General features: G+C 74.4%; 2 protein-coding genes (1 of these 2 only partly in view). Both read left to right on the top strand.

The genetic code is table 11. From position 1 onward, the window contains the following. On the top strand, window positions 1–11,796 hold the 3' portion of the coding sequence (locus EIY87_RS38495; RefSeq protein WP_125314848.1) for a type I polyketide synthase. It extends 2,652 nt beyond the left edge of the window; only the last 11,796 of its 14,448 coding nucleotides appear in the window; its start codon lies off the left edge, out of view; it ends in the stop codon at window positions 11,794–11,796. Beyond that, the gene (locus tag EIY87_RS48720; protein ID WP_404800137.1) at window positions 11,793–26,897 is read left to right on the top strand and encodes a type I polyketide synthase; all 15,105 of its coding nucleotides are present in this window, start codon (window positions 11,793–11,795) and stop codon (window positions 26,895–26,897) included. The genes EIY87_RS38495 and EIY87_RS48720 overlap by 4 nt, the downstream gene beginning before the upstream one ends.

Raw genomic sequence — 26,897 nt, 5'->3', positions numbered from 1 at the left:
GTCGTCGCGGACCCGGGCGACGCGGGTGCCCTCGGCCTCAGCGCCACCGGGCACCCGCTGCTCGGCGCGGCCGTGGCGCTGGCCGCCGGCGACGGGCTCGTCCTCACCGGCCGCGTCTCGCCGCAGGCGCAGCCGTGGCTCGCCGACCACGCCGTGCACGGCACGATCCTCTTGCCCGGCACGGCTTTCGTCGAACTCGCCGTCCAGGCCGGCGACCGCGCCGGCTGCGGTACCGTCGAAGAACTCACCCTCGAAACCCCGCTCACCCTGGAGGCGCGCGACACCCGCGCGCTGCAGGTCTGGGTCGGCGCGGCCGACGAGACCGGACGCCGCGCCGTTGAGGTGCATTCCCGGCGCGACGAGGACGACCCCTGGATCCGGCACGCCGCGGGCGTTCTCGCGCCCGGTATGCCCGAGGCCGGTTTCACCCTGGACTCCTGGCCGCCCGAGGGCGCGGCCAGGATCGACCTCGACGGGTTCTACGACGGCCTCCGCGCGGCCGCCGGCTACGGCTACGGACCCGCCTTCCAAGGCCTGCGATCGGCGTGGCGCCGCGGCGACGAGATCTTCGCCGAGGTCGACCTGCCCGACACACCGGACACGGCCCGCTACGGCCTCCACCCGGCCCTGCTGGACACCGCCCTGCACCCACTCGCGCTCGCGTCCACAGAGGACGGACAGGCCCGGCTCCCGTTCGCCTGGACGCGGTTCGCCCTGCACGCCACCGGCGCGTCCGCGCTGCGCGTCCGGCTGACCCGGCTCGGGACCGACGAGATCGCGGTCGAGGTCGCCGACCCGGCGGGTGCCCCCGTCGCGTCCGCCGCGTCGCTGGCCTTCCGCCCGTTGCCCGCCGGTGGTCTGGACCGCTCCGCAGACGACCTGTACGTCGTCGGCTGGACCGAAACCACCGAAACCGGCAGCACCGACGCCGTCTTCGAGCCGCTCACCGGCGCGCCGGTCCACCGCGTGCTCGGCCTCGTCCAGGATTGGCTCGCCACCGAGCGCGCCGAGGTCCTCGTCTTCGTCACCAGTGGCGCGGTCGCGGTCCACGACGGCGAAGCGCCCGACCCGGACCTCGCCGCCGCATGGGGCTTGGTGCGTTCGGCACAGGCGGAGCACCCGGGCCGTTTCGCGCTGCTGGACACCGACGACCCGGACCACCCGGTCGTTCCGCCGGAGCCGCAGTCGGCCGTTCGCGACGGCCGCGTGTTCGTGCCCCGGCTCGCCCGCGCGACCGCCACCGGCGAGACGCCGGACTGGGGCGACGGCGACGTGCTCGTGACCGGCGCCTCGGGCGTGCTCGGCGGCCTCGTTGCCCGGCACCTGGCCCGGGAGCACGGCGTCCGGCGGCTGGTGCTGCTCAGCCGCCGGGGCGCCGACGCACCCGGCGCGGAAGAACTCGCCGCGGACCTCGCCGCCGCGGGCACCGAAGCCGTCTTCGCCGCCTGCGACGCGGCGGACCGCGACCGGCTGGCGGAAGTGCTTGCCGCGCACCGGGTTTCCGCCGTCGTGCACGCCGCCGGTGTCCTCGACGACGGCGTCGTCGAAGCCCTGACGCCGGAGCGGCTGGACGCGGTGCTGCGCCCGAAGGCCGTCGCCGCCCGCAACCTCGACGAGCTGACCGGCGACCTCAAGGCGTTCGTGCTGTTCTCCGCCGCCGCGGGCACCACCGGCGGCAGCGGGCAGGGCAACTACGCCGCCGCCAACGCCTATCTCGACGCCCTCGCCCAGCGGCGCCGCGCGGCCGGGCAACCCGCCGTCTCGCTCGCGTGGGGCCTGTGGGCCGAGGCGAGCGGCATGACCGGGCACCTCGACGATCGCGCGCGGGACCGGCTCGGCCGCTCCGGCGTCCGTCCACTCGAGACCGCGCACGGGCTCGCGCTGTTCGACCGCGCCGTCGTCGCGGGCCCGGCCGCGCTCGTCCCGATCACGCTCGACGCCGCCGCGCTGCGCCGGCAGGCCGCCGACGGCACCGTCTCCCCGTTGTTCCGCGGGCTGTTCCCGCCGGTGCGGCGGACCGCCGCGGCCGGCGGCCACGCGCTGGCGGAGCTGACCGAAGAGGCCTTGGTCGAGCTGGTCCGCACGCAGGTGGCGGCGGTGCTCGGGCACGCGTCGGCGCAGGCGGTCGACCCGGGCCGCGCGTTCAAGGACCTCGGCTTCGACTCGCTGACCGCGGTCGACCTCCGCAACCGCCTCGCCGCGGCCACCGGCCTGCGGCTGCCCGCGACCCTCGTGTTCGACTACCCGACCCCGGCGGTGCTCGCCGCCCACCTCGCCGGGCGGACCGACCGGACCGCCGTCGCGCGCCCGGCCGAGGCCGACGAGCCGATCGCGATCGTCGCGATGAGCTGCCGGTACCCGGGCGGGGTCGCCTCCCCGGACGACCTCTGGCAGCTGGTCGCCGAGGGCCGCGACGCCGTTTCGGTGTTCCCGGCGGACCGCGGCTGGCCCAGCGACCTCTTCGACGACGACCCCGCACACGGCGGCACGTCGTACGCCCGCGAAGGCGGTTTCCTCTACGACGCCGCCGAATTCGACGCGGAGTTCTTCGGCATGTCCCCGCGCGAGGCGACCGCCACCGACCCCCAGCAGCGGCTGCTGCTGGAGATCGCGTGGGAGGCGTTCGAGCGCGCCGGGATCGTGCCGGAATCGGTGCGCGGCAGCCGGACCGGCGTGTTCGCCGGCGTGATGTACCAGGACTACGCGACGCGGCTGCAGAACGTCCGAAGTGGACTGGAAGACTACGAGGGCTACCTCGGCAACGGCAGCGCGGGCAGCGTCGCCTCGGGCCGGATCGCGTACGCGTTCGGCCTCGAAGGCCCGGCGATCACCGTGGACACGGCGTGTTCGTCGTCCCTGGTCGCGCTGCACCTGGCGTGCCAGTCGCTGCGGCAGGGCGAGTGCGACCTCGCGCTGGCCGGCGGCGTCGCCGTCCTGTCGACGCCCGCGCTGTTCGTCGAGTTCAGCCGCCAGCGCGGCCTCGCGGCGGACGGCCGCTGCAAGTCGTTCGCCGACGCCGCCGACGGCACGGGCTGGGGCGAGGGCGCGGGCCTCCTGCTCGTGGAACGGCTGTCCGACGCGAAGCGCAACGGCCACCCGGTGCTCGCGGTCGTCCGCGGCTCGGCCGTCAACCAGGACGGCGCCTCCAACGGCCTCACCGCGCCCAACGGCCCGGCCCAGCAGCGGGTGATCCGCCAGGCACTGGCGAACGCGGGCCTGACGACGTCCGAAGTGGACGCGGTCGAGGCGCACGGCACCGGCACCACCCTCGGCGACCCGATCGAGGCGCAGGCGCTGCTGGAGACGTACGGTCAGGACCGTTCGGCGCCGCTGTGGCTGGGGTCGCTGAAGTCCAACATCGGCCACACGCAAGCCGCGGCGGGTGTCGGCGGCGTCATCAAGATGGTGATGGCGATGCGGCACGGAGTACTGCCGAAGACGTTGCACGTGGACGCGCCTTCGTCCCATGTGGACTGGACGGCCGGGTCGGTGGAGCTGCTGACGGAGTCCCGCGAGTGGACGTCCGACCGGCCGCTGCGCGCGGCGGTGTCGTCGTTCGGGGTGAGCGGTACCAACGCGCACGCGATTCTCGAGTCGCCAGAGCGCCCCAATGTGGCCGTGGTTGCGTCTGACGCACCGAAGGCCGCCTTGGGTGCGTCTGACGCACCGAAGGCCACATTGGGGCGCTCCGGGCCGGTCCCGTGGGTGCTTTCGGGGCGGACGCCGGAGGCGCTGCGGGCGCAGGCCGCCGCGCTGCTCGGCCGGGGCGAGCTGCCCGCCGCGTCGGTCGGGGCGGCGCTGGTGTCCGCGCGATCGCTGTTCCGGCACCGGGCGGTCGTGGTCGGCGATCTCACGGGCGGCCTCACGGCGCTGGCGGAGGGCACTCCGGCGGCGAACGTGGTCACCGGGGAAGCCGGTGCGCCGGGCAAGGTCGCGCTGGTCTTCCCGGGGCAGGGCGCGCAGTGGGCCGGGATGGCACTGGACCTCGCGGAGTCCTCGCCGGTCTTCGCGGCCCGGCTGGACGACTGCGGTGCCGCACTCGCGTCCTTTGTGGATTGGTCCTTGCGCGAGGTTCTGGCCGACGCGGACGCGCTGAGCCGCGTGGACGTCGTCCAGCCCGCGCTGTGGGCCGTCATGGTGTCCCTGGCCGAGTTGTGGCGGTCGTTCGGGGTGGTGCCGGACGCGGTGGTGGGGCACTCGCAGGGCGAGATCGCGGCCGCCGTGGTGTCCGGCGCGCTGTCCCTCGAGGACGGTGCTCGGGTCGTGGCGCTGCGCAGCAGGGCGATCCTCGCGTTGGCCGGTGGCGGGGGAATGGTCTCAGTCGCCGCTTCCCACGAAACCGTGCAGGAACGGCTGATCGACGGGGTTTCGGTCGCGGCGGTGAACGGTCCCACGGCGGTCGTGGTTTCGGGCGTGCCCGAGGCCCTGGACGAGTTCATGGCGGCCTGCCGTGCGGACGACATCCGCGTGAAGCGGGTCCCGGTGGACTACGCGTCGCATTCGCCGCAGGTCGAGCAGCTCCGTGACGAGCTGGGCGAGGTGCTGGCCCCGATCACTCCGCGCACCGGCGAAATCGCCTTCATCTCCACCGTGACCGGCGAGTGGAACGAGACGGTCGACGCCGAGTACTGGTACACAAATCTCCGCAGCACGGTCCGTCTCGACACTGCGATCGAGCGGCTCAAGAGCGAGGGTTTCGGCACGTTCATCGAGGCATCCCCGCACCCGGTGCTGACCATGGCGCTCGGAGACGACGTCATCGCGCTGGGAAGTCTCCGCAGGGACGACGGCGGGCTGACCCGATTCCACACCGCGCTCGCCGAAGCGCACGTCAATGGCGTCGCCGTCGACTGGACCCCGGCCTTCCCCGACGTGGTCCCCGCCGACCTGCCCACCTACGCCTTCCAGCGCGAGCGGTACTGGCTCGACGTCCCCGAAGCCGCGCCGGCCCACGCCGACCCCGCGGACCAGCGGTTCTGGGAGGTCGTCGGCGACCAGGACGTCCCGGCTTTCGCGGGTGTCCTCGACCTCGCCGAGGACGCCCCGCTCGACGCCGTTCTGCCCGCGCTCGCGAAGTGGCGCAGCCGACGCCACGCCGAGTCCACAACGGACTCCTGGCGCTACCGCGTCGCCTGGCGTCCCGTCACGACGTCGCCGTCCCGGCTCACCGGCCGCTGGCGAGTCGTCGGCGACGGCGACGACGTCCGCGAGGTCCTCGCCGCGCACGGTGCCGAGATCGTCGAGGACGACGAGAACCTGACCGGCGTGGTGGCCGTCCGGCCGGACGCCGCGACCGCTCTCGAACTGACCCGCGTCGACGCCCCGCTCTGGCTCCTCACCGAGGGTGCGGTGGCCGCCGGGCCCGACGACGTCCCGGATCCCGCGCAGGCCCAGGTGTGGGGTCTCGGCCGGATCGCCGGGCTCGAACACCCCACCCGCTGGGGTGGCCTGGTCGACCTGCCGCCGTCCCTCGACGAGACCGCCGGTGCCCGCCTGGCCGCCGTTCTGAGCGGGACCACCGGCGAAGACCAGGTGGCCGTGCGTGCTTCCGGCGTGTTCGCCCGGCGGCTCGTCCACGCCGAGACCGGCGAACCCGCGAGGCGCTGGCGGCCCGAGGGCACGGTGCTCGTCACCGACGCCGACGGCCACGCGGCCGTCCGGCTCGCGCGCTGGCTGATCACGCGGGGCGCCACCCGGATCGTGCTCGCCGCGGCCGCACTGCCCGGCGTGGAAACCTTGCGCGACGCCGAAATCGTCGAGGCGTACTGCGATGTCGCGGACCGTGACCAGCTGGCCGCGGTGCTCGAAGCACACGGTCCGGTCCGGTCGGTGTTCCACGCCGCCGCCGTCACCGACCTGGCCCCGCTCGCCGAGACCGGGCCGGAACTCCTCGAGCGCGCCTGCCGCGTGAAGGCCGGCGCGGCCGACCACCTCGACGCGCTCCTGCCCGACGACCTCGACGCGTTCGTGCTGTTCTCGTCCATCGCCGCGGTCGTCGGCAGCGGCGCCCACGGTGCCTACGCGGCGGCCAACGCGCACCTCGACGCGCTCGCCGAGCGGCGCCGGGCGCGTGGTGCGACGGCGACCTCGATCGCCTGGGGCGTCTGGGATGCCGACGAAGGCGTCGACCGCGACCGGCTGGTCGCCGAGGGCGTGCCGCCGCTCGACCCCGAGCTGGCGCTGACCGCGCTCGGCCGGGCCCTCGACCACGACGACACGACCGTGGTGGTCGCCGACGTCGACTGGGCGCGGTTCGCCCCGGCGTTCGCCGCCGCCCGGCCGCGGCCGCTGCTCGCCGAGATCCCCGAAGCCGCCGAGGAAATCCCGGTCCAGACCACGGGGTTCGCCGCGCAGCTGGCCGGGCTGAGCGCGGCCGACGCCCACCGCGTGCTGACCGACCTGGTCCGCGCGCAGGCCGCGGCCGTGCTCGGGCACGCCTCCCCGGCCGGGGTCGACGTCGAACGCGCCTTCTCCGAACTCGGCTTCGACTCGCTGACAGCGGTCGAGCTGCGCACCCGGCTCGCCACCGCGACCGGCCTGCGGCTGCCCGCGACCCTCGTGTTCGACCACCCGACCGTCACCGTGCTCGCCGGCTACCTCGGCGAACTGCTCGGCGGTGCCGCGGCCGAAACCGACGCGCCGGCCCGGGTCGCCGCCGACGAGCCGATCGCCATCGTCGGTATCGGCTGCCGGTTCCCGGGCGGCGTCCGCTCGCCCGAGGACCTCTGGCGGCTGGTCGCGGCGGGCGGCGACGGCATCACGCCGTTCCCCGACGACCGAGGCTGGGACCTCGAGGAGATCTACGACCCCGAACCCGGCGCCAGCGGCAAGAGCTACGCCCGCGAGGGCGGTTTCCTCGCCGACACCACGAAGTTCGACCCCGGTTTCTTCGGCATCTCACCGCGGGAAGCCCTCGCCATGGACCCGCAGCAGCGCCTGCTGCTGCAGACGTCGTGGGAAGCCTTCGAACGCGCCGGGCTCGACCCGCTTTCCGTTCGGGGCGAACGGATCGGCGTGTTCGCCGGTACCAACGGCCAGGACTACCCGGCACTGCTGGAACGCTCGACCGAGCAGCTGGAAGGCCACGCCGGAGTCGGGAACGCGGCCAGCGTCGTCTCCGGGCGCCTGTCGTACGTGTTCGGGCTGGAAGGCCCGTCGCTGACGGTGGACACGGCGTGTTCGTCGTCGCTGGTGGCGTTGCACCTGGCCGTGCAGGCGCTGCGGCGCGGCGAGTGCTCGATGGCGCTGGCCGGTGGTGCGACGGTGATGGCGACCCCGGGCATGTTCGTCGACTTCAGCCTCCAGCGCGGCCTCGCCGCCGACGGCCGGAGCAAGGCGTTCGCCGAAGCGGCCGACGGCGCCGGGTTCTCCGAGGGCGCGGGCATGCTGCTGGTGCAACGGCTTTCGGACGCTCAGCGCGAAGGCCGCCGGGTGCTCGCCGTGGTGCGGGGTTCGGCGGTGAACTCCGACGGCGCGTCGAACGGCCTGACCGCCCCGAACGGCCCGTCGCAGCAGCGGGTCATCCGTGCCGCGCTCGCGGACGCCGGGCTGAAGCCGTCCGAAGTGGACGCCGTGGAAGCGCACGGCACCGGCACGACCCTGGGCGACCCGATCGAGGCACAGGCCCTGCTGGCGACCTACGGTCAGGACCGCGACGAGCCGCTGTGGCTCGGCTCGGTGAAGTCGAACCTCGGGCACACGCAGGCCGCGGCGGGGGCCGCCGGGATCATCAAGATGGTCATGGCGATGCGCCACGGCGTCCTGCCGCAGACCCTGCACGTCGACGCGCCGTCGTCCCATGTGGACTGGACGTCGGGCGCGGTCGAGCTGCTCACCGAGGCCCGCGACTGGACTTCCGACCGACCGCGACGCGCGGGCGTCTCGTCGTTCGGCATCTCGGGCACCAACGCGCACACGATCCTGGAGCAGGCGCCGGACGTCGTCGCCGAGGAGCGCGAGCCGGTCTCCAGGCCGGTGCCGTGGGTGCTGGCCGGTCGTACCGAAGCCGCGTTGCGCGACCAGGCCGCCGCCCTCGCCGCGGTCGACGGCGATCCGGCGGACATCGGGTTCTCGCTGGCCACCGCCCGTTCGAGGTTCCCGTACCGCGCGGTCGTGCTCGGTGCCGACGCGCTGACCGCCGTCGCCGAGGGGACACCGTCGGCGAACGCGGTCACCGGAATCGCCGGGACGCCCGGCAAGGTGGCCTTGGTCTTCCCGGGTCAGGGTTCGCAGTGGGCGGGGATGGCTCTCGAACTGGCGGACTCCGCGCCTGTGTTCGGCGCCCGGCTCGACGAATGCGCGGCTGCGCTGGGTTCCTTTGTGGACTGGGACCTGCGAGCGGTGCTCGACGACGCCGTGGCTCTCGATCGGGTCGACGTCGTGCAGCCCGCGTTGTGGGCGGTGATGGTTTCCCTGGCGGAGCTGTGGCGTTCGTTCGGTGTGGTGCCGGACGCGGTCGTCGGGCATTCGCAGGGTGAGATCGCGGCCGCGGTGGTGTCCGGTGCGCTGTCCCTTGAGGATGGTGCTCGTGTGGTCACCCTGCGTAGCAAGGCGATTCTGGCGTTGGCCGGGCAAGGTGGCATGGTCTCGGTGGCCGCCTCTCGCGAAGCCGTCGAGGAACGGCTGACCGACGGAATCTCCATCGCGGCGGTCAACGGCCCGGCCGCGGTCGTGGTCTCCGGTACGCCGCAGGCGCTCGACGAGCTGATCGCGTCCTGCGAAGCCGACGGCATCCGCGCCAAGCGGGTCCCGGTCGACTACGCCTCGCACTCGGCGCAGGTCGAGCAGCTCCGTGACGAGCTACGCGAGGTACTGGCCCCGATCACCCCACGTCAAGGCGAGATCGCCTTCATCTCCACGGTGACGGGTGAGTGGAATGAAACCCTCGACGCGGAGTACTGGTACACGAACCTCCGCAGCACCGTCCGCCTGGACACGGCCGTCGAGCGACTCAAGAGCGAGGGCTTCGGCACGTTCATCGAAGCCTCGCCGCACCCCGTGCTCACCATGGCACTCGGCGACGACGTCCTCGCGCTGGGAAGCTTGCGCCGCGACGACGGGGGATTGACCCGCTTCTACACCGCGCTCGCCGAAGCGCACGTCAACGGCGTCCGGGTCGACTGGACCCCGGCGTTCCCCGGCGCCCGCCTCACCGACCTGCCCACCTACCCCTTCCAGCAGGACCGGTACTGGCCACAGTGGACGGCCACGACCGCGGGCGACGCCGGCGGGCTCGGGCTCACCGACGCCGGGCACCCGCTGCTCGGGGCCGCCGTGACCGTCGCGGGCACCGGCGCCACCCTCCTCACCGGACGTATCTCGCTGAGCACCCACCCGTGGCTCGCCGACCACGCCGTCGGCGACACCGTGCTGCTGCCCGGCACCGCGTTCGTCGAGCTGGCCGTGCGGGCCGGCGACCAGGTCGGCTGCGCCACCGTCGAGGAGCTGACCCTGCAGGCACCGCTCGTCCTGCCCCGTCGCGGCGGCGTCGCCGTCCAGGCCCGCGTCGAAGCCGCCGACGAGGACGGCCGTCGCACGGTGACCGTCCACTCGCGACCGAACGACGACGTCGACTGGACCCAGCACGCCGAAGGGATCCTGGCGACCGGCGCCGAGCCGGGGACGAGCCTGACCGCGTGGCCGCCGTCCGGCGCGGAACCCCTGCCGGTCGACGGGCACTACGACACCCTCGCCGGTCACGGCTACCGCTACGGCCCGGCGTTCCAGGGCCTGCGCGCGGCCTGGCGGCACGGCGACGACCTCTACGCCGAGGTCGTCCTGCCCGACGACCAGCGCGCCGACGCCGCGCGCTACGGCCTGCACCCGGCGCTGCTCGACGCGGCCCTGCACCCGATCGGCCTGACCAGCGCCCAGGCCGGCGCCCGGCTGCCGTTCGCGTGGACCGGCGTCCGGCTGTACGCGACCGGGGCGACGACCCTGCGCGTCCGGCTCGGGGGACTCGGCGCGGACGGCGTCTCGGTCGCCGTCGCCGACGAGAGCGGCGCTCCGGTCGCCGAGGCGGATTCCCTGGTCATGCGCCCGATCTCGGCCGGGCAGCTGGCCGCCGCCGCGGACCACGGCACCGACTCCCTGTTCACCCTGAACTGGCAGCACATCGACACCGAGCCCGCCGTCCCGGCGGTCCCGCTCGGGGAACCCGGCCCGGTGGCGTACGCGGAATTCCGCGGCGACGCGACCGTCGAGGCGCTCGGGATCGTGCAGGAGTTCCTGGCCGGGGAGCACGACGGGAAGCTGGTGCTCGTCACCGAGTCGGCCGTGGGGGAGGCGCCCGCCGACCCCGAAGCGGCCGCCGTCTGGGGTCTGGTGCGGTCCGCGCAGTCGGAGCACCCGGGCCGGTTCGTCCTCCTCGACGTCGACACCACCGAAAACCTGGCGACCTGGGCGGGCGCGGCCGCCGCGTCCGGGGAGCCGCAACTGGCCTTGCGCGGCGGCGAATTCCAGGTGCCACGGCTGGCGCGCGCGACCCCGCCGCAGCAGGAGCACGCCTGGAACCCGGACGGGACCGTGCTGATCACCGGCGCGAGCGGCGTGCTCGGCGGCCTGCTCGCGCGGCACCTGGTGAGCGTCCACGGCGTCCGGCACCTGCTGTTGCTCAGCCGCAGCGCACCGCCCGCCGAGGAGCTGGCCGGCGCATCGGTGACCGTGCTTTCCTGCGACGTCGCCGACAAGGCGGCCCTCGAAAGCGCGCTGGCGGCCATCCCCGCCGAGCACCCGCTGACGGCCGTGGTCCACGCCGCGGGCGCGCTCGACGACGGTGTCCTCGAAGGACTGACGCCCGAGCGGCTGGACACCGTGTTGCGTCCCAAAGCCCTGGCAGCCAAGCACTTGCACGAACTGACCGCGCACTTGGACCTCGACGCGTTCGTCCTGTTCTCCTCCTTCGCCACGACGATGGGCGGCGCCGGCCAGGCCGGCTACTCCGCGGCCAACGCCTACCTCGACGCCCTCGCCCAGCACCGCCGCGGCCACGGGCTGCCCGCGACGTCGCTCGCGTGGGGGCTGTGGGAAGCCCGCAGCGGCCTGACCGCGCACCTCGGCGACGACGACGTGTCGCGCCTGGGCCGGTCCGGCGTCCGCGCCTTGCCGACCGACCGCGCGCTGCGGCTGTTCGACCTCGCGGTGAGCACGGGCGAGCCGCTGCTGATGCCGGTCGCGCTGGACCTCGCCGCGTGGCGGGCCCGTGCCGAGGTCCCGGCGCTGCTGCGCGGACTGGTCCGGACCTCCTCACGGCGGGCCGTGCGCGACGGCGTCCCGGCCGGGCCGGGGCTGGCCGAACGGCTGGCGGGCCTGCCGGAAGCCGAGCAGCTCCGCGTCGTCGACGACGTGGTGCGCGCGCAGGTGGCGGCCGTGCTCGGCTACGCGTCGGGCAACGCCGTCGAAGCCGGCCGCGGCTTCCTCGACCTCGGGTTCGACTCGCTGACCGCGTTGGAACTGCGCAACCGGCTCAACGCGGTGACCGGGCTGCGGCTGCCCGCCACGCTGATCTTCGACTACCCGAACCCGGACGCGCTCACCAAGCACCTGTGCGCCGAACTGCCCGCGGACGGCGCGAAGGCCGCGTTGCCCGTCCACGCGGAACTGGACCGGCTGGCCGCGGTGCTCGCCGCGACCGAGCCCGGCGCGGGCGAGCGCGACCTGATCACCGAGCGCCTGCGCGGGCTGCTGGCCCGCTGGACCGCGACCGACGACCGCCGGGACGAACCCGGCACGGAACTGGCCGACGCCACCGCCGAGGAGATCTTCGACCTCCTCGACGACGAACTGGGGATGTCCTGATGTCGAACGAACAGAAGCTCCTGGACTACCTCAAGCGCGCCACGGCCGATCTGCGCGAGGCGCGGCGGCGGCTGAAGGAGAACGAGGACCGCGCGCAGGAGCCGGTCGCCATCGTCGGCATGAGCTGCCGCTTCCCCGGCGGCGTCCGCACCCCCGAACAGCTGTGGGACCTGCTGGCCGCGGGTGAGGACGCGGTCGGCGCGTTCCCGGCCGACCGCGGCTGGGACCTCGAAGCGCTCTACGACGAAGACCCCGGCAGCGCGGGCACCAGCTATACCCGGGAAGGCGCCTTCCTCGCCGACGCGGCCGACTTCGACGCGGGCTTCTTCGGCATTTCCCCGCGGGAAGCGCTCGCCATGGACCCGCAGCAGCGGCTGCTCCTCGAAGTGTCGTGGGAGGTGCTGGAGCGGGCAGGCATCGACCCGACGTCGGTGCGCGGCGAGAAGGTCGGCGTCTACGCGGGCGTGATGTACCAGGACTACGCGGCCCGGCTGCTGCTCGCCCCCGACGTCTTCGCGGAGTTCGAGGCCTACCTCGGCAACGGCAGCGCGGGCAGCGTCGCCTCCGGCCGGATCGCCTACACCCTCGGCCTGGAAGGGCCCGCGGTCACCATCGACACGGCGTGTTCGTCGTCGCTCGTCGCGCTGCACCTGGCCTGCCAGGCGGTCCGGCTCGGTGACTGCTCACTGGCACTGGCCGGCGGCGTCACGGTGATGGCGACGCCGGGCACGTTCACCGCGTTCAGCCGCCAGCGCGGCCTCGCCGCAGACGGCCGCTGCAAGCCCTTCGCCGACGCCGCCGACGGCACCGGCTGGGGTGAGGGCGTCGGCATGCTGCTGGTCGAACGGCTTTCCGACGCGCGCCGCAACGGGCACCCGGTGCTCGCCGTCGTCCGCGGCTCCGCGGTCAACCAGGACGGTGCCAGCAGCGGCCTGACCGCGCCGAACGGGCCGTCGCAGCAGCGGGTGATCCGGGCCGCGCTCGACCGCGCCCAGCTGTCGGCCGAGCAGGTCGACGCCGTCGAGGCGCACGGCACCGGCACCACGCTGGGCGACCCGATCGAAGCGCAGGCGCTGCTGGCCACCTACGGCCGTGGCCGCGCCGCCGACCGCCCGCTGCTGCTCGGCTCGGTGAAGTCCAACCTCGGGCACACGCAGGCCGCCGCCGGCGTCGCCGGGATCATCAAATCCGTCCAGGCCATGCGCAACGGCGTCCTGCCGCAGTCGCTGCACATCGACGCGCCGTCGTCCCAAGTGGACTGGAGCGCGGGCGAGGTCCGGCTGCTCACCGAGGCGACGCCGTGGCCGGAGACCGGGCAGCCGCGCCGGATCGGCGTGTCGTCGTTCGGCGTCAGCGGGACCAACGCGCACGTCATCCTGGAGCAGGCGCCGGAGGAACCGGAGCTGCCGTCGCGAGCCGCGTCCGGCCCGGTGCCGTGGGTGCTGTCGGCGAGTTCGGCGGAAGCGTTGCGGGCTCAGGCGTCCGGGTTGCTGGAGCACCCCGGCGACCCGGCCGACATCGGGTATTCGCTGGTGAAGGCGCGGGCGCTGCTCGGCCACCGCGCGGTGGTCACCGGGGAGGGCGGGCTCGCCGCGCTGGCGGCCGGTGAGCCGGACCCCGGCCTCGTCACCGGCGAGGCGTCCGCCCGCGGCAAGGTGGCCCTGGTGTTCCCGGGGCAGGGTTCGCAGTGGGCCGGGATGGCTCTGGAGCTGGCTTCTTCGTCGCCGGTGTTCGCGACGCGCTTGGACGAGTGCGCGGTCGCTTTGTCGTCCTTTGTGGACTGGTCGCTCCGCGAAGTGCTGGCCGATGCTTCGGCGCTGGCACGGGTCGATGTCGTGCAGCCCGCACTGTGGGCCGTCATGGTGTCGCTGGCGGAGCTGTGGCGGTCGTACGGCGTGGTCCCGGACGCGGTGGTGGGGCACTCGCAGGGTGAGATCGCGGCCGCGGTGGTGTCCGGTGCACTGTCCCTTGAGGATGGTGCGCGCGTGGTGACGTTGCGCAGCAAGGCGATCCTCGCGCTGGCCGGCCGGGGCGGGATGGTCTCGGTCGCGGCGCCCCTCGCCGAGGTGGAGGCGCGGCTGACGGACGGGCTGTCGATCGCCGCGGTGAACGGCCCCGCCGCCGTGGTGGTCTCGGGGGAGCCGGACGCCCTCGACGCGCTGATCGCGTCCTGCGAGGCCGACGGTGTCCGCGCGAAGCGGGTGCCGGTGGATTACGCGTCGCACTCGGCGCAGGTCGAGCAGCTGCGCGACGAACTCCTGGACGTCCTCGCGCCGATCACGCCTCGCGCCGGGGAGATCGCCTTCATCTCGACGGTCACCGGCGAGTGGAACGAAACGGTCGACGCCGAGTACTGGTACACGAACCTGCGCAGCGCGGTGCGGCTGGACTCGGCCGTCGAGCGGCTGAAGCGCGAGGGGTTCACGTCGTTCATCGAGGCGTCCCCGCACCCGGTCCTGACCATGGCCATCGGCGACGACGTCGTCGCGCTGGGCTCGCTGCGGCGCGACGACGGCGGGCTCACCCGGTTCCACACCGCGCTGGCCGAAGCGCACGTCAACGGGGTCGCCGTCGACTGGACGCCCGCGTTCCCCGGCGCGCGGATCGTGGACCTCCCGACGTACGCGTTCCAGCGCAAGCGGTATTGGCTCGACGCGCCGGTGAAGCCCATCGCGGGTGATCCCGCGGACGCCCGGTTCTGGACCGCCGTCGAGGGGGAAGACCTCGGTGCGGTGGCCGACCTGATCGGCGTCGGTTCCGAGACGTCGTTCGCCGAGCTGCTGCCCGCCCTCGCCCGGTGGCGGCGGCTCCGGCAGGAAAAGTCCACAGTGGATTCCTGGCGCTACCGCGTCGAGTGGAAGCCGCTGCCGGAGCCGGAAGCCGCGACCCTGTGCGGCCGCTGGCTCGTGGTCGCCGCGCCCGGGACGGACACCGCCGAGGTGACGAACGCCCTCGCGGCCGCCGGTGCCGAGCCGGAGGTGGTCGAGTCGACGGGCGACCTCGTCGACGTCGCCGGGGTGGTATCCCTGCTGCCGGACGCGCCCAGCACCCTTCTGCTCGCGCAGGCCCTGGCCGGGAGCACCGCGCCACTGTGGCTGCTGACCCGCGACGCCGTCGCCGCACTCCCGGGCGACGGCGCCCCCGCCGCGGACCCCGCGCAGGTCTGGGCGCTGGGCCGGGTCATCGGGCTCGAACACCCCGAACGCTGGGGCGGGCTCGTCGACCTGCCCGCCACCCTCGACCGCCGGGCCGCGCGCCGGCTGACCGCCGTCCTCGCCGGGCTCGACCACGAGGACCAGGTCGCCGTACGTGCTTCCGGCGTCTTCGCGCGCCGGCTCGCGCACGCGCCGGGCGGCGAGCCGGCGCGGAAGTGGCGTCCCGAAGGCACCGTGCTCGTCACCGGCGGAACCGGCGCGCTCGGCGGGCACGTCGCCCGCTGGCTGGCCGGCGCCGGCGCGGACCACCTGGTGCTGGTCAGCCGTCGCGGCGAAGACGCTCCGGGCGCCGAAGCGCTCGATGTGGAGCTAACCGCTCTCGGCGCCGAAGTCACCTTCGCGGCCTGCGACCTCGCCGACCGCGACGCCGTGGCCACCCTGGTCGGCGGGCTCGAGGTGCGGGCCGTCGTGCACACCGCCGGCCTGCCGCAGGCGGGCACCGTCGCCGACACCAGCGTCGAAGAGTTCGCCGAGGTGCTCGCGGCCAAGGCCGACGGCGCCGATCACCTGGACGAACTGCTCGGCGACGACCTCGACGCCTTCGTCCTCTTCTCGTCCAACGCGGGCGTCTGGGGCAGCGCGGGCCAGGGCGCCTACGCCGCCGCCAACGCCCACCTCGACGCCCTCGCCGCCCGCCGTCGCGCGGCAGGGCGGACCGCCACCTCGGTGGCCTGGGGTTCCTGGGCCGGCGACGGCATGGCGGGCAGCGCCGAGGCGAAGGAACACCTGCGCCGCCGCGGTTTGCGCGAGATGAACCCGAAGCTGGCGATCGCCGCGCTCCAGTACGCCCTCGACAACGACGACACCTTCGTCGCCGTCGCCGACATGGACTGGCCGCGGTTCGCCGACGGGTTCACCGCCGCCCGCCGCCGTCCGCTGATCGAAGACCTCCCGGAAGTCCGCGAGCACCTCGCCGCCGAGGAGGTCGTCACCGACGTCGGTGGCGGGCTCGCCGAAGCGGTGCGGGGGCTCGGCCCGCGCGAAGCCGCGCACCACATCCTCGAGCTGGTGCGGGCTCAGGCGGCCGCCGTGCTCGGGCACGACTCGGGCGCCGCCGTCGCCGCCGACCGCGCGTTCCGCGAGCTGGGTTTCGACTCCTTGACGGCGGTCGAGCTCCGCAACCGGCTGACGGCGGTGACCGGTGTCCGCCTCCCGGCCACCGTCGTTTTCGACCACCCGCACCCGCGCGCGCTGGCCGAGCACCTCCTCGGCGAGGTGTCCGGGACCGAGACGGCCACCGCGGGCCCGGCCACGGCCGCCGCGTCCGACGAGCCGATCGCGATCGTGGCCATGGGCTGCCGCTACCCGGGGGACGTCCAGTCGCCCGAGGACCTGTGGCGCCTGATCGCCGAGGGCGCCGACGGCGTCGGGCCGTTCCCGGCCGACCGCGGCTGGGACCTGGCGGCGCTGTACGACCCGGACCCGGCGAAGCTCGGCACCAGCTACACCCGCGAGGGCGGGTTCATGAGCACGGCGGCGGCGTTCGACGCCGGCTTCTTCGGCATCTCGCCGCGCGAGGCGCTCGCCATGGACCCGCAGCAGCGCGTCCTGCTGGAGACGTCGTGGGAGGTGTTCGAGCGGGCGGGCATCGACCCGGATGCGTTGCGCGGCAGCGGAACCGGCGTGTTCGTCGGCGCGACGTCGTCCGGCTACGGCGTCGGCGCGCGCGACGAGTCCGGCGGCTCCGAGGGCTACCTGCTGACCGGCAGCGCCCCGGCGGTCGTGTCGGGCCGGCTGTCGTACACGTTCGGCCTGGAGGGCCCGGCGGTCACCGTCGACACGGCGTGTTCGTCGTCGCTGGTGGCCCTGCACCTGGCGTGCCAGTCGCTGCGGCAGGGCGAATGCTCGATGGCGCTGGCCGGCGGCGTCACGGTGATGGCGCACCCGGCGGCGTTCGTCGAGTTCAGCCGTCAGCGCGGCCTCGCCGAAGACGGCCGCTGCAAGTCCTTCGCGGACGCGGCCGACGGCACCGGCTGGGGTGAAGGCGTCGGCCTGGTCCTGCTGGAGCGGCTGTCGGACGCCCGGCGCAACGGCCACCCGGTGCTGGCCGTGGTCCGCGGTTCGGCCGTCAACCAGGACGGCGCCTCGAACGGCTTGAGCGCCCCGAACGGTCCGTCGCAGCAGCGGGTGATCCGCGCGGCGCTGGCCAGCGCCGGTCTGTCCACTTCGGACGTCGACGCGGTCGAGGCGCACGGCACGGGTACCCGCCTGGGCGACCCGATCGAGGCACAGGCCCTGCTGGCGACGTACGGCCGCGACCGGGACCGTCCACTGTGGCTCGGCTCGCTGAAGTCGAACATCGGCCACACCCAGTCGGCGTCCGGCGTGGCAGGCGTGATCAAGATGGTCCTCGCCATGCGGCACGGCGTCCTGCCCCGGACGCTGCACGTCGACACCCCGTCGTCCCAAGTGGACTGGACGGCCGGCTCGGTCGAGCTGCTCACCGAGGAACGCCCGTGGGAGTCCGACGGCCCGCGCCGGGCCGCGGTCTCGGCGTTCGGGGTGAGCGGCACCAACGCGCACGTCGTCCTGGAGCAGGCCGACGCGGTGGTGCTGCCGCCGGCGGGCCCGGACGCGACACCGCCGCTCGTCCCGCTGTCGGCCCGGAGTGCGACGGCGTTGCGGACCCAGGCCGCCCGGCTCCGCGGTACGGACGTGGCGCCGCAGGACCTCGCGTATTCGTTGGCGTTCACGCGTGCCACGCACGACCACCGCGCGGTGCTCGTCGCGTCCGGCGAGGAGATCGACGACGCGCTCGGCGTCCTTGCCGACGGTGGTTCCGACGCCGCCGTGGTGACCGGCACGGCCGATCGGGACGCCCTGCTGGCGGTGCTGTTCACCGGCCAGGGCGCGCAGCGGGTCGATATGGGGATGTCCCTCTACGCCCGCTTCCCCGTCTACGCCGAGGCTTTCGACGCGGTCCTGGCCCACTTCGATCCCGCACTCCGCGAGGCCTTCGCCACCCAGGATCTCCTGGATCGCACCGAGTTCACCCAACCCGCGCTCTTCGCGCTCGAGGTCGCCCTCTACCGCCTGATCGAGTCCTTCGGCATCCGGCCGGATTTCGTAGCGGGCCATTCAATCGGCGAGATCTCGGCAGCTCACGTTGCCGGTGTCCTGTCCCTGGAGGACGCCTGCCGTCTGGTGGCCGCCCGAGCTTCCCTGATGCAGGCTCTCCCCGCGGGCGGGGCCATGGTCTCGATCGCGGCCCCGGAGTCCGCGATCACCCTGACCGAGGGTGTCTCCATCGCCGCCGTCAACGGCCCCGAGTCGGTCGTCATCTCCGGCGACGAAGCCGAGGTCCTCGCGATCGCGGCTCAGTTCCCGAAGATCAAGCGCCTGACTGTCAGCCACGCCTTCCATTCGCCGTTGATGGACCCGATGCTGGAGGAGTTCCGCGCGGTCGCGGAGTCTCTGGAGCACCGCTCCGCGACGATTCCGGTGATCTCGAATGTGAGCGGTGCTCTCGCAGAGCCGTTCACGGCGGACTACTGGGTGCGGCACGTGCGGGAAGCGGTCCGGTTCGCGGATGGCGTCTCGACGTTGGAGGCCGCGGGGGTCGGGGTCTTTCTCGAGCTGGGGCCGGATGGGGTGCTCAGCGCGATGGTCCCGGGCACCGCGATCCCCGCGCTGCGGCGGGACCGCGACGAGGAGCGAACGTTCTTCGCCGCGCTGGCCCGGCTGCACGTCAACGGCGTCGACCTGGACTGGGAGAGCCTCTACGCGGGCTCCGCGGGCCGGGCCGTGGCGCTGCCGACGTACCCCTTCGAGCACCAGCGGTACTGGCTCGAACCGGCCCAGCCCCCGGCCGCCACCGAAGCCGATGCTGAGTTCTGGGCGGCCGTCGAGAACGGCGACCTGGCCCGGGACCTCGCCGTCGACGAAAGCCTCGCCGACGCCATCCAGCCGGCGCTCCAGGCCTGGCGCACCCGTCACCGCGAGGCGAGCACCCTCGAATCGTGGCGTTACCGCGTCACCTGGCGGCCGCACCCGATCGCCGCCGAACGGCTTTCCGGCACCTGGCTCGTCCTCGGCACCGCGCCCGCCGGGATCGCCGAAAGCCTGGCCGAGCACGGCGCCGACGTCCGCTGCCTACCGCTCGACCGTCTCGGCGAAGCGGAAGACGTCGCCGGTGCCCTCGCGTTCCCGGCGAACCTCGGCGAAGCCCTCACCGTGCTGCAAGCCGGCGTGCCCGGCCCGCTCTGGTGCGTCACCACCGAAGCCGTGCGCACCGCCCGCTCCGACGCTGCACCCGACCCCGCGCTGGCGCAGGTCTGGGGCCTCGGCCGGGTCGCCGCGCTCGAACTGACCGGTCGCGACATCGGCCTCCTGGACCTCCCGGCCACCCTCGACGACCGCGGCCACGCCCGGCTCGCGGGCCTCCTCGCCGCGGGCACCGCAGAGGACCAGGTGGCACTCCGCGCTTCCGGCGCGTTCGTGCCGCGGCTCGTCCGCGCCCCGGCCGGCGCCGAACCCGGCGGCTGGACCCCGCGCGGCACCGTCCTGATCACCGGTGGCACCGGCGCGCTCGGCAGCGCCCTCGCCCGCAAGCTCGCCGCGGACGGCGCTCGCCACCTCCTGCTGCTCAGCCGCCGCGGACCGGACGCCCCCGGTGCGGAAGAACTCGTGACGCAGCTGCGTGACCTCGGCGCGGAAGCCGAGATCATCGCGTGCGACGTCGCCGACCGTGCCGCGCTGGCGGGAGTCCTCGAAGGACGATCGGTAACGTCGGTCTTCCACGCCGCGGGTTACGGCCGCTTCACGCCGATCGGCGAATCGTCCACTGAGGACTTCGCCGAGGTCGTCAGCGCCAAGGTCGACGGCGCCGTCCACCTCGACGAGCTGCTCGGCGACGACCTCGACGCCTTCGTCCTGTTCTCCTCCATCGCGGGTGTCTGGGGCAGTGGCCACCAGGGTGCCTACGCGGCCGCCAACGCCCACCTCGACGCGCTGGCCGAACGCCGTCGCGCCGCGGGGCTCGCCGGGACGTCGATCGCCTGGGGTCCGTGGGCGGGCGCGGGTATGGGCGCGTCCGAGGAAGGCGACGAGCTGCTCCGCCGCCGCGGGCTCCTCCCGCTGGACCCGGAGCTGGGGCTGCGCGCGCTCCTGCAGGCCGTCGAGCTGAACGAGACCACCGTGGTCGTCGCCGACGTCGACTGGGCCCGCTTCGCGCCCTCGTACGCGGCCGCCCGTACCCGGCCGCTGATGGCCGAGCTGCCCGAGTTCGCCGTCACCGCAGGCGAAACCGCGGCCCGCGGCACGGCCGAGCTGGCCACCCGGCTGGCCGCGCTGCCCGCGCCCGAACGACGTCGCGTGCTGCTGGACGTCGTGCGTGCCCGCGCCGCGGCGGTCCTCGGGCACGACGGGGCCGAGGCGATCGAGCCGGTCCGGCCCTTCAAGGACCTGGGTTTCGACTCGCTCACCGCGGTCGAGCTGCGCAACGGCCTGGCCGCCGACACCGGCCTCGCGCTGCCCTCGACGCTGGTGTTCGACCACCCGACCCCGGCCGACCTGACCGACCGCCTGCTCGGCGAGATCTTCGGCGCCGACACCTCGGAACCGGGCACGCCCGCGACCGTGGCCGAGGTCGCCGACGACCCGATCGCGATCGTCGCGATGAGCTGCCGCTACCCGGGCGGCGTCCGCTCGCCCGAGGACCTCTGGCGGCTGGTCGGCGAAGGTCGCGACGGCATTTCCGGCTTCCCCGACGACCGTGGCTGGGACCTCGGCGCGCTCTACGACCCGGACCCGGGCAAGAGCGGCCGCAGCTACGCCCGCGACGGCGGGTTCCTCGACGGCGTGGGCCAGTTCGACGCCGCGTTCTTCGGGATCTCGCCGCGCGAGGCGCTCGCCATGGACCCGCAGCAGCGGCTGCTGCTCGAGACGGCGTGGGAGCTGTTCGAGCGGGCGGGAATCGACCCGCATTCGCTGCGTGGCACCAAGACCGGCGTGTTCGCGGGCACGAACGGCCAGGACTACGTCACCATGCTCGGCTCGGCGTCCGGCGTCGAAGGCCACCTGCTGACCGGGAACACCACGAGCGTCATCGCCGGGCGAGTCTCCTACACCTTCGGCCTGGAAGGACCTTCGGTCGCGGTCGACACCGCGTGCTCGTCGTCGCTGGTCGCGTTGCACCTGGCCTGCCAGTCGCTGCGTCAGGGTGAGTCCACAATGGCCGTTGCGGGCGGGGTCACTGTCATGTCGACGCCGGGCGCGTTCGTCGAGTTCAGCCGGCAGCGCGGGCTCGCGCCGGACGGCCGGTGCAAGCCGTTCGCCGAAGCCGCCGACGGCACCGGCTGGGCCGAAGGCGCGGGATTGCTGCTGCTGGAACGGCTTTCCGACGCCCGCCGCAACGGTCACGAAGTCCTCGCCCTCGTAAGGGGATCGGCGGTCAACTCCGACGGCGCGTCGAACGGCCTGACCGCGCCGAACGGGCCGTCGCAGCAACGCGTGATCCGCGCGGCGCTGGCGAACGCGGGCCTGGCGCCGTCCGAGGTGGACGTCGTCGAGGCGCACGGCACCGGTACGACGCTGGGCGACCCGATCGAGGCGCAGGCGGTCCTCGCGACCTACGGCCAGGACCGGGAAACACCGCTGTGGCTCGGCTCGATCAAGTCGAACATCGGCCACACGCAAGCCGCCGCGGGGGCCGCCGGGGTCATCAAGGTGGTCATGGCGATGCGGCACGGCGTGCTCCCGAAGTCGTTGCACGTCGACGCGCCTTCGTCCCATGTGGACTGGTCCGCCGGTGCGGTCGAGCTGCTCACCGAAGCCCACGAGTGGCCCGCCGACCGGCCGCGCCGGGCCGGGGTCTCGTCGTTCGGCATCTCCGGGACCAACGCGCACACCATCATCGAGCAGGCCGAGCCCGCGCCAGTGGCGGAAACCCCAGAGGTGACCGACCGGCTGGTGCCGTGGCCGGTCTCCGGCCGCTCGGTGGCCGCACTGCGCGCGCAGGCCGCGAGGCTGTCCGAAGTGGACGGGACGCCTGCCGACATCGGGTTCTCCCTGGCCACCGGACGCGCCGCGCTGGACCACCGGGCCGTCGTGCTCGGCACCACGGCCGCGGACTTCCGGGCCGGACTCGCCGCGCTCGCCCAGGGCACGCCCGCACCCGAGGTGATCTCGGGTGAGGCGGCCACCGGTCCGCTCGCGGTCCTGTTCACCGGGCAGGGCGCGCAACGCGCCGGGATGGGCCGCGAACTCTACGCGCGGTTCAGTGTCTACGCCGACGCGTTCGACGAGGCCTGCGCGCACCTCGACCCGCACCTGGAGCACTCGATCCGGGACCTCGTCTTCGCCGAGCCGGGCACCGAACAGGCCGCGTTGCTCGACCGGACCGCCTACACCCAGACCGCGTTGTTCGCGGTGGAGCTGGCGCTGCACCGGCTGGCCGAGAGCTGGGGCGTGCACGCGGACTACCTCGCCGGCCACTCGATCGGCGAGCTGGTCGCCGCGCACGTCGCCGGGGTGCTGTCGCTCGCCGACGCTGCCGAACTGGTCGCCGCCCGCGGCCGCCTGATGGACGCGCTGCCGGACGGCGGGGCGATGGTTTCCCTGCGGGCCGGCGAAGACGCCGTGGCCGCCGAGGTGGCCAAGACCGGTGGTCGCGCGGGCATCGCCGCCGTCAACGGGCCGGGGTCGGTCGTCGTCTCCGGCGACGAGGACGTCGTGCTGGAACTGGCCGCCGGGTTCGCGGCGGCGGGCGTGCGGACCAAGCGGCTCAAGGTGAGCCACGCGTTCCACTCCCCGCGGATGGACGCGATGCTCGACGACTTCGCCGCGGTCGCGAACCGGCTGACCTACCACCCGGCCCAGCGGACCGTCGTGTCCACGGTGACCGGCGGGCTCGCCGGTCCCGAACTGTCCACTCCGGACTACTGGGTGCACCAGGTGCGCGCGTCGGTGCGGTTCGCCGACGCCGTCGCCACCCTGGCCGGCCAGGGTGTCCGGACGTTCCTCGAAGCGGGCCCGGACGCCGTGCTCAGCGCCATGGCCGCGGACTGCCTCGGCGAGGACGTCGTGGCCGTGCCGCTGCTGCGCCGCGACCGGCCGGAGGAACGCACGTTCGCCACCGCGCTCGCCGGGCTGTGGGTCCGCGGGGTCCCGGCCGACCTCTCGGCCGCGGTCACCGGCGCCCGCCGCGTCCCGCTGCCGACGTACGCCTTCCAGCACCGGCGCTTCTGGCCCGAGGTCCCGGCGGTGGCCGGGGACGTCGGCGCGGCCGGGCTGACCGACGCGGGGCACCCGTTGCTGGCCGCGAGCCTGCCGCTGGCCGGTGGCGACGGCGTCGTCCTCACCGGACGGCTGTCGCTCGCGACGCAACCGTGGCTGGCCGACCACGCCGTACTAGGCACGGTCCTGGTCCCCGGCACCGCGTTCGTCGAGCTGGCGGTGCGCGCGGGCGACCAGGCCGGCTGTCCCGCGCTCGAAGAACTGACCCTCTCCGCCCCGCTCGTGCTGCGCGAGCAGGACGCCGTCGCGATCCAGGTCGCGGTGGGCGGGCCGGACGACGAAGGCCGTCGCGAACTGACCGTCCACTCGCGACCGGAAGGCCGCGACGAGTGGACCGCGCACGCGGCGGGCGTGCTCGCCCCGGCCACCGCGGCGGAGCCCGTCGCGCTGAAGGAGTGGCCGCCGGCCGCGGAACCCGTTGACGTCACGGGCTTCTACGACACCCTCGCGGCGTCGGGCTTCGGCTACGGACCGGCGTTCCGCGGCCTGCGCGCGGCTTGGCGTTCCGGGGAAGAGATCTACGCCGAAGTCGCGCTGCCGGAGCAGCAGCAGGCCGGCGCGTTCGGCCTCCACCCGGCGCTGCTCGACGCCGCCCTCCACGCGCTCGGCCTGCGAGACGGCGAGACGGGACCGCGGCTGCCGTTCGCCTGGACCGGCGTCACCCTGCACGCCACCGGGGCCGCCGCGCTGCGGGTCCGGCTGCGGCCCGGCACCGGGGACGCCGTCGCGGTCGACGTTGCGGACGCCACCGGGGCGCCGGTCGCGTCGGTGGCCGGACTGGTGCTGCGCCCGGTTTCGGCCGAGCAGCTGCGCGGCCCGGACGGCGGCGACTCGCTGTTCCACGTCGAGTGGACGCCGATCCCGGTGCCCGAAACGACCGGCGGCCGGTACGCCGTCATCGGGCCCGACCCGCTCGGCCTGGTCGCCGGGCTCGGCTCGGCGGGCACCGTCGAGTCCTATGTGGACCTCGCGGACCTCGCCCGCAGCACGGAAGAGACCGGCGAAGAGCCGCAGTTCGTGTTCTCCGCGATCCGGCACTCGCCGCAGCCGAAGGACCGCGCGGGCTTCGCGCTGGACCTGGTCCGCGCCTGGCTGGCCGACGAGCGGTTCAGCACCGCGCGGCTGGTGCTGGTCACCCGCGGCGCGGTCGGCGCGGTCGACGGCGACCGCGTCCCCGACCTCACCGCGGCGCCGGTGTGGGGCCTGCTGCGGTCGGCGCAGTTCGAGAACCCGGGCCGGCTCGTGCTGGTCGACCTCGACGACGACGATCCGCGCTCGGCGGCGTTGCTGGGCGCGGTCGCTTCCGGCGAGCCGCAGCTCGCGCTGCGGGACGGCCGGGCACTGGCCGCGCGGCTGGTGCGCGCGGGTTCCGGTGAGCTGCTGCGGGTGCCCGCCGAGGGCAACTGGCGGCTCGACACGACCGGACCGGGCACGCTGGAAAACCTCGCGCTGCTCCCGAATCCGCTGCCCGAGACGCTCGAACCAGGCCACGTCCGGGTGGCCATCCGCGCCGCGGGCATGAACTTCCGCGACGTCCTCATCGGACTCGGGATGTACCCGGGCGAGCCGATCATGGGCATCGAAGGCGCCGGCGTCGTGCTGGAATGCGGCGAAGGCGTCACCGGCCTCAAGCCCGGCGACAAGGTGCTGGGCTTCTTCCCCGGCTCGTTCGGCCCGCGCTCGGTCGCGGACCAGCGGATGCTCGCGAAGATGCCCGAAGGCTGGTCGTTCAGCGAAGCGGCTTCGGTGCCCATCGTGTTCCTCACCGCGTACTACGGTCTCGTCGACCTCGCCGGGCTGCGGGCCGGGGAGTCCGTGCTGATCCACGCCGGCGCGGGCGGCGTCGGCATGGCCGCCATCCAGCTGGCCCGCCACCTCGGCGCCGAGGTCTACGCCACCGCGAGCCCCGGCAAGTGGGACGTCCTGCGCGCGTCCGGGCTCGACGACGCCCACCTGGCGTCCTCGCGCACCACCGGGTTCGCGGAGCTGTTCCGCGAGGCCAGCGGCGGCCGCGGCGTCGACGTCGTGCTCAACGCGCTGACGCAGGAATTCGTCGACGCCTCCTTCGCGCTGATGCCGCGCGGCGGGCGGTTCCTGGAGATGGGCAAGGCGGACGTCCGCGACGCGGGCGAGGTCGCCGCCGCCCACCCGGGCGTGGCCTACCAGGCGTTCGACCTCGTCGAAGCCGGGCCGGACCGGATCCGCGAGCTGTTCACCGAGGTCATCGCGCTGTTCGAAGCCGGGGCGCTGACGCCGTTGCCGGTGCGGACCTGGGACGTGCGGCGCGCGCCCGAGGCGTTCCGGTTCGTCAGCCAGGCCAAGCACGTCGGCAAGGTCGTGCTCACCATGCCGTCGTGCTTCGGCCCCGGCACGGTGCTGATCACCGGCGGCACCGGCGCGCTGGGCGGCCTGCTCGCCCGGCGGCTGGTCACCGGGCACGGCGTCCGCGACCTAGTCTTGCTGAGCCGACGTGGTCCCGACGCGCCGGGCGCCGCCGAACTGGCCGCCGACCTGCGGGAACTCGGCGCGAACGTCCGGATCGTCGCAGGCGACGCCGCCGACCGCCGGGAGCTGGCCGCGGTGCTCGCCGCGATCCCCGCGGACCGCCCGCTCACCGGCGTGGTGCACGCGGCAGGCGTGCTCGACGACGGCGTCGTCGCGTCGCTGACGCCCGAGCGGCTCAACGCGGTCCTGCGGCCCAAGGTGGACGCCGCGCTGAACCTGCACGAGTTCACCCGGGACCTCGGTCTCTCGGCATTCGTGCTGTTCTCCTCGGCGGCGGCCACGCTGGGCAGCCCCGGGCAGGGCAACTACGCCGCGGCCAACGCGTTCCTCGACGCGCTCGCGCAGTACCGCGCGGCCCGCGGCCTGCCCGCCGGTTCGCTGGCGTGGGGTCCGTGGGCCACCGACGGCATGTTCGGCGACGCCGGACGGGCCAAGCTGGAGCGGTCCGCGTTCGTCCCGTTCACCGCCGAAAGCGGTCTGGACCTGTTCGACGTCGCCGCCGCGCGGCCCGAACCGGTGCTGCTGCCGCTGCAGCTCGACACCGCCGCGCTGGGCGCACAGGCCGGCTTGCCGCCGCTGTTCGCATCGTTGGTGCGGGCCCCGGCCCGCCGGACCGCCGAAACCGCGTCGGAAGAGCCCGCCGGCCCGCCGTTCGCCCAGCGGCTCGGCGCGGTGCCCGCAGCCGACCGCGGCGAGTTCCTGCTCGACGTCGTGCGCGGGCACGTCGCCACGGTGCTGGGCCACGGTTCGGCGGCCGACATCGAGGGCGGCCGCGGCTTCCTCGACCTCGGCTTCGACTCGCTGACCGCGGTGGAGCTGCGCAACCGGCTCACCGCCGAGACCGGGCTGCGGCTGCCGGCCACGCTGATCTTCGACCACCCGTCGCCCGCCGACCTGGCGGCGCACCTGCTGGCCGGGCTCGCGCCCGAAGAGGTGGACGCGGACGCGGCGGTGCTGGCCGAGCTGGACCGGCTCGAGCGCGTGCTCGAAGGCGCCGGCGACAGCAGGCGGATCACCGCGCGCCTGGAGACCCTGCTGGCTCGGCGGCGCGCCACCCAGACGGCGGAGGAGTCCGGCGACGGGCTCGACGCCGCCACCGACGACGAAATCTTCGACCTGATCGACAACGAGCTCGGGCTGTCCTGA

Source organism: Amycolatopsis eburnea (assembly GCF_003937945.1).
Taxonomy (GTDB): Bacteria; Actinomycetota; Actinomycetes; order Mycobacteriales; family Pseudonocardiaceae; genus Amycolatopsis; species Amycolatopsis eburnea.
The sequence above is the reverse complement of the archived record's forward strand: the minus strand, read 5'-3'. Positions and strand labels throughout refer to the sequence as shown.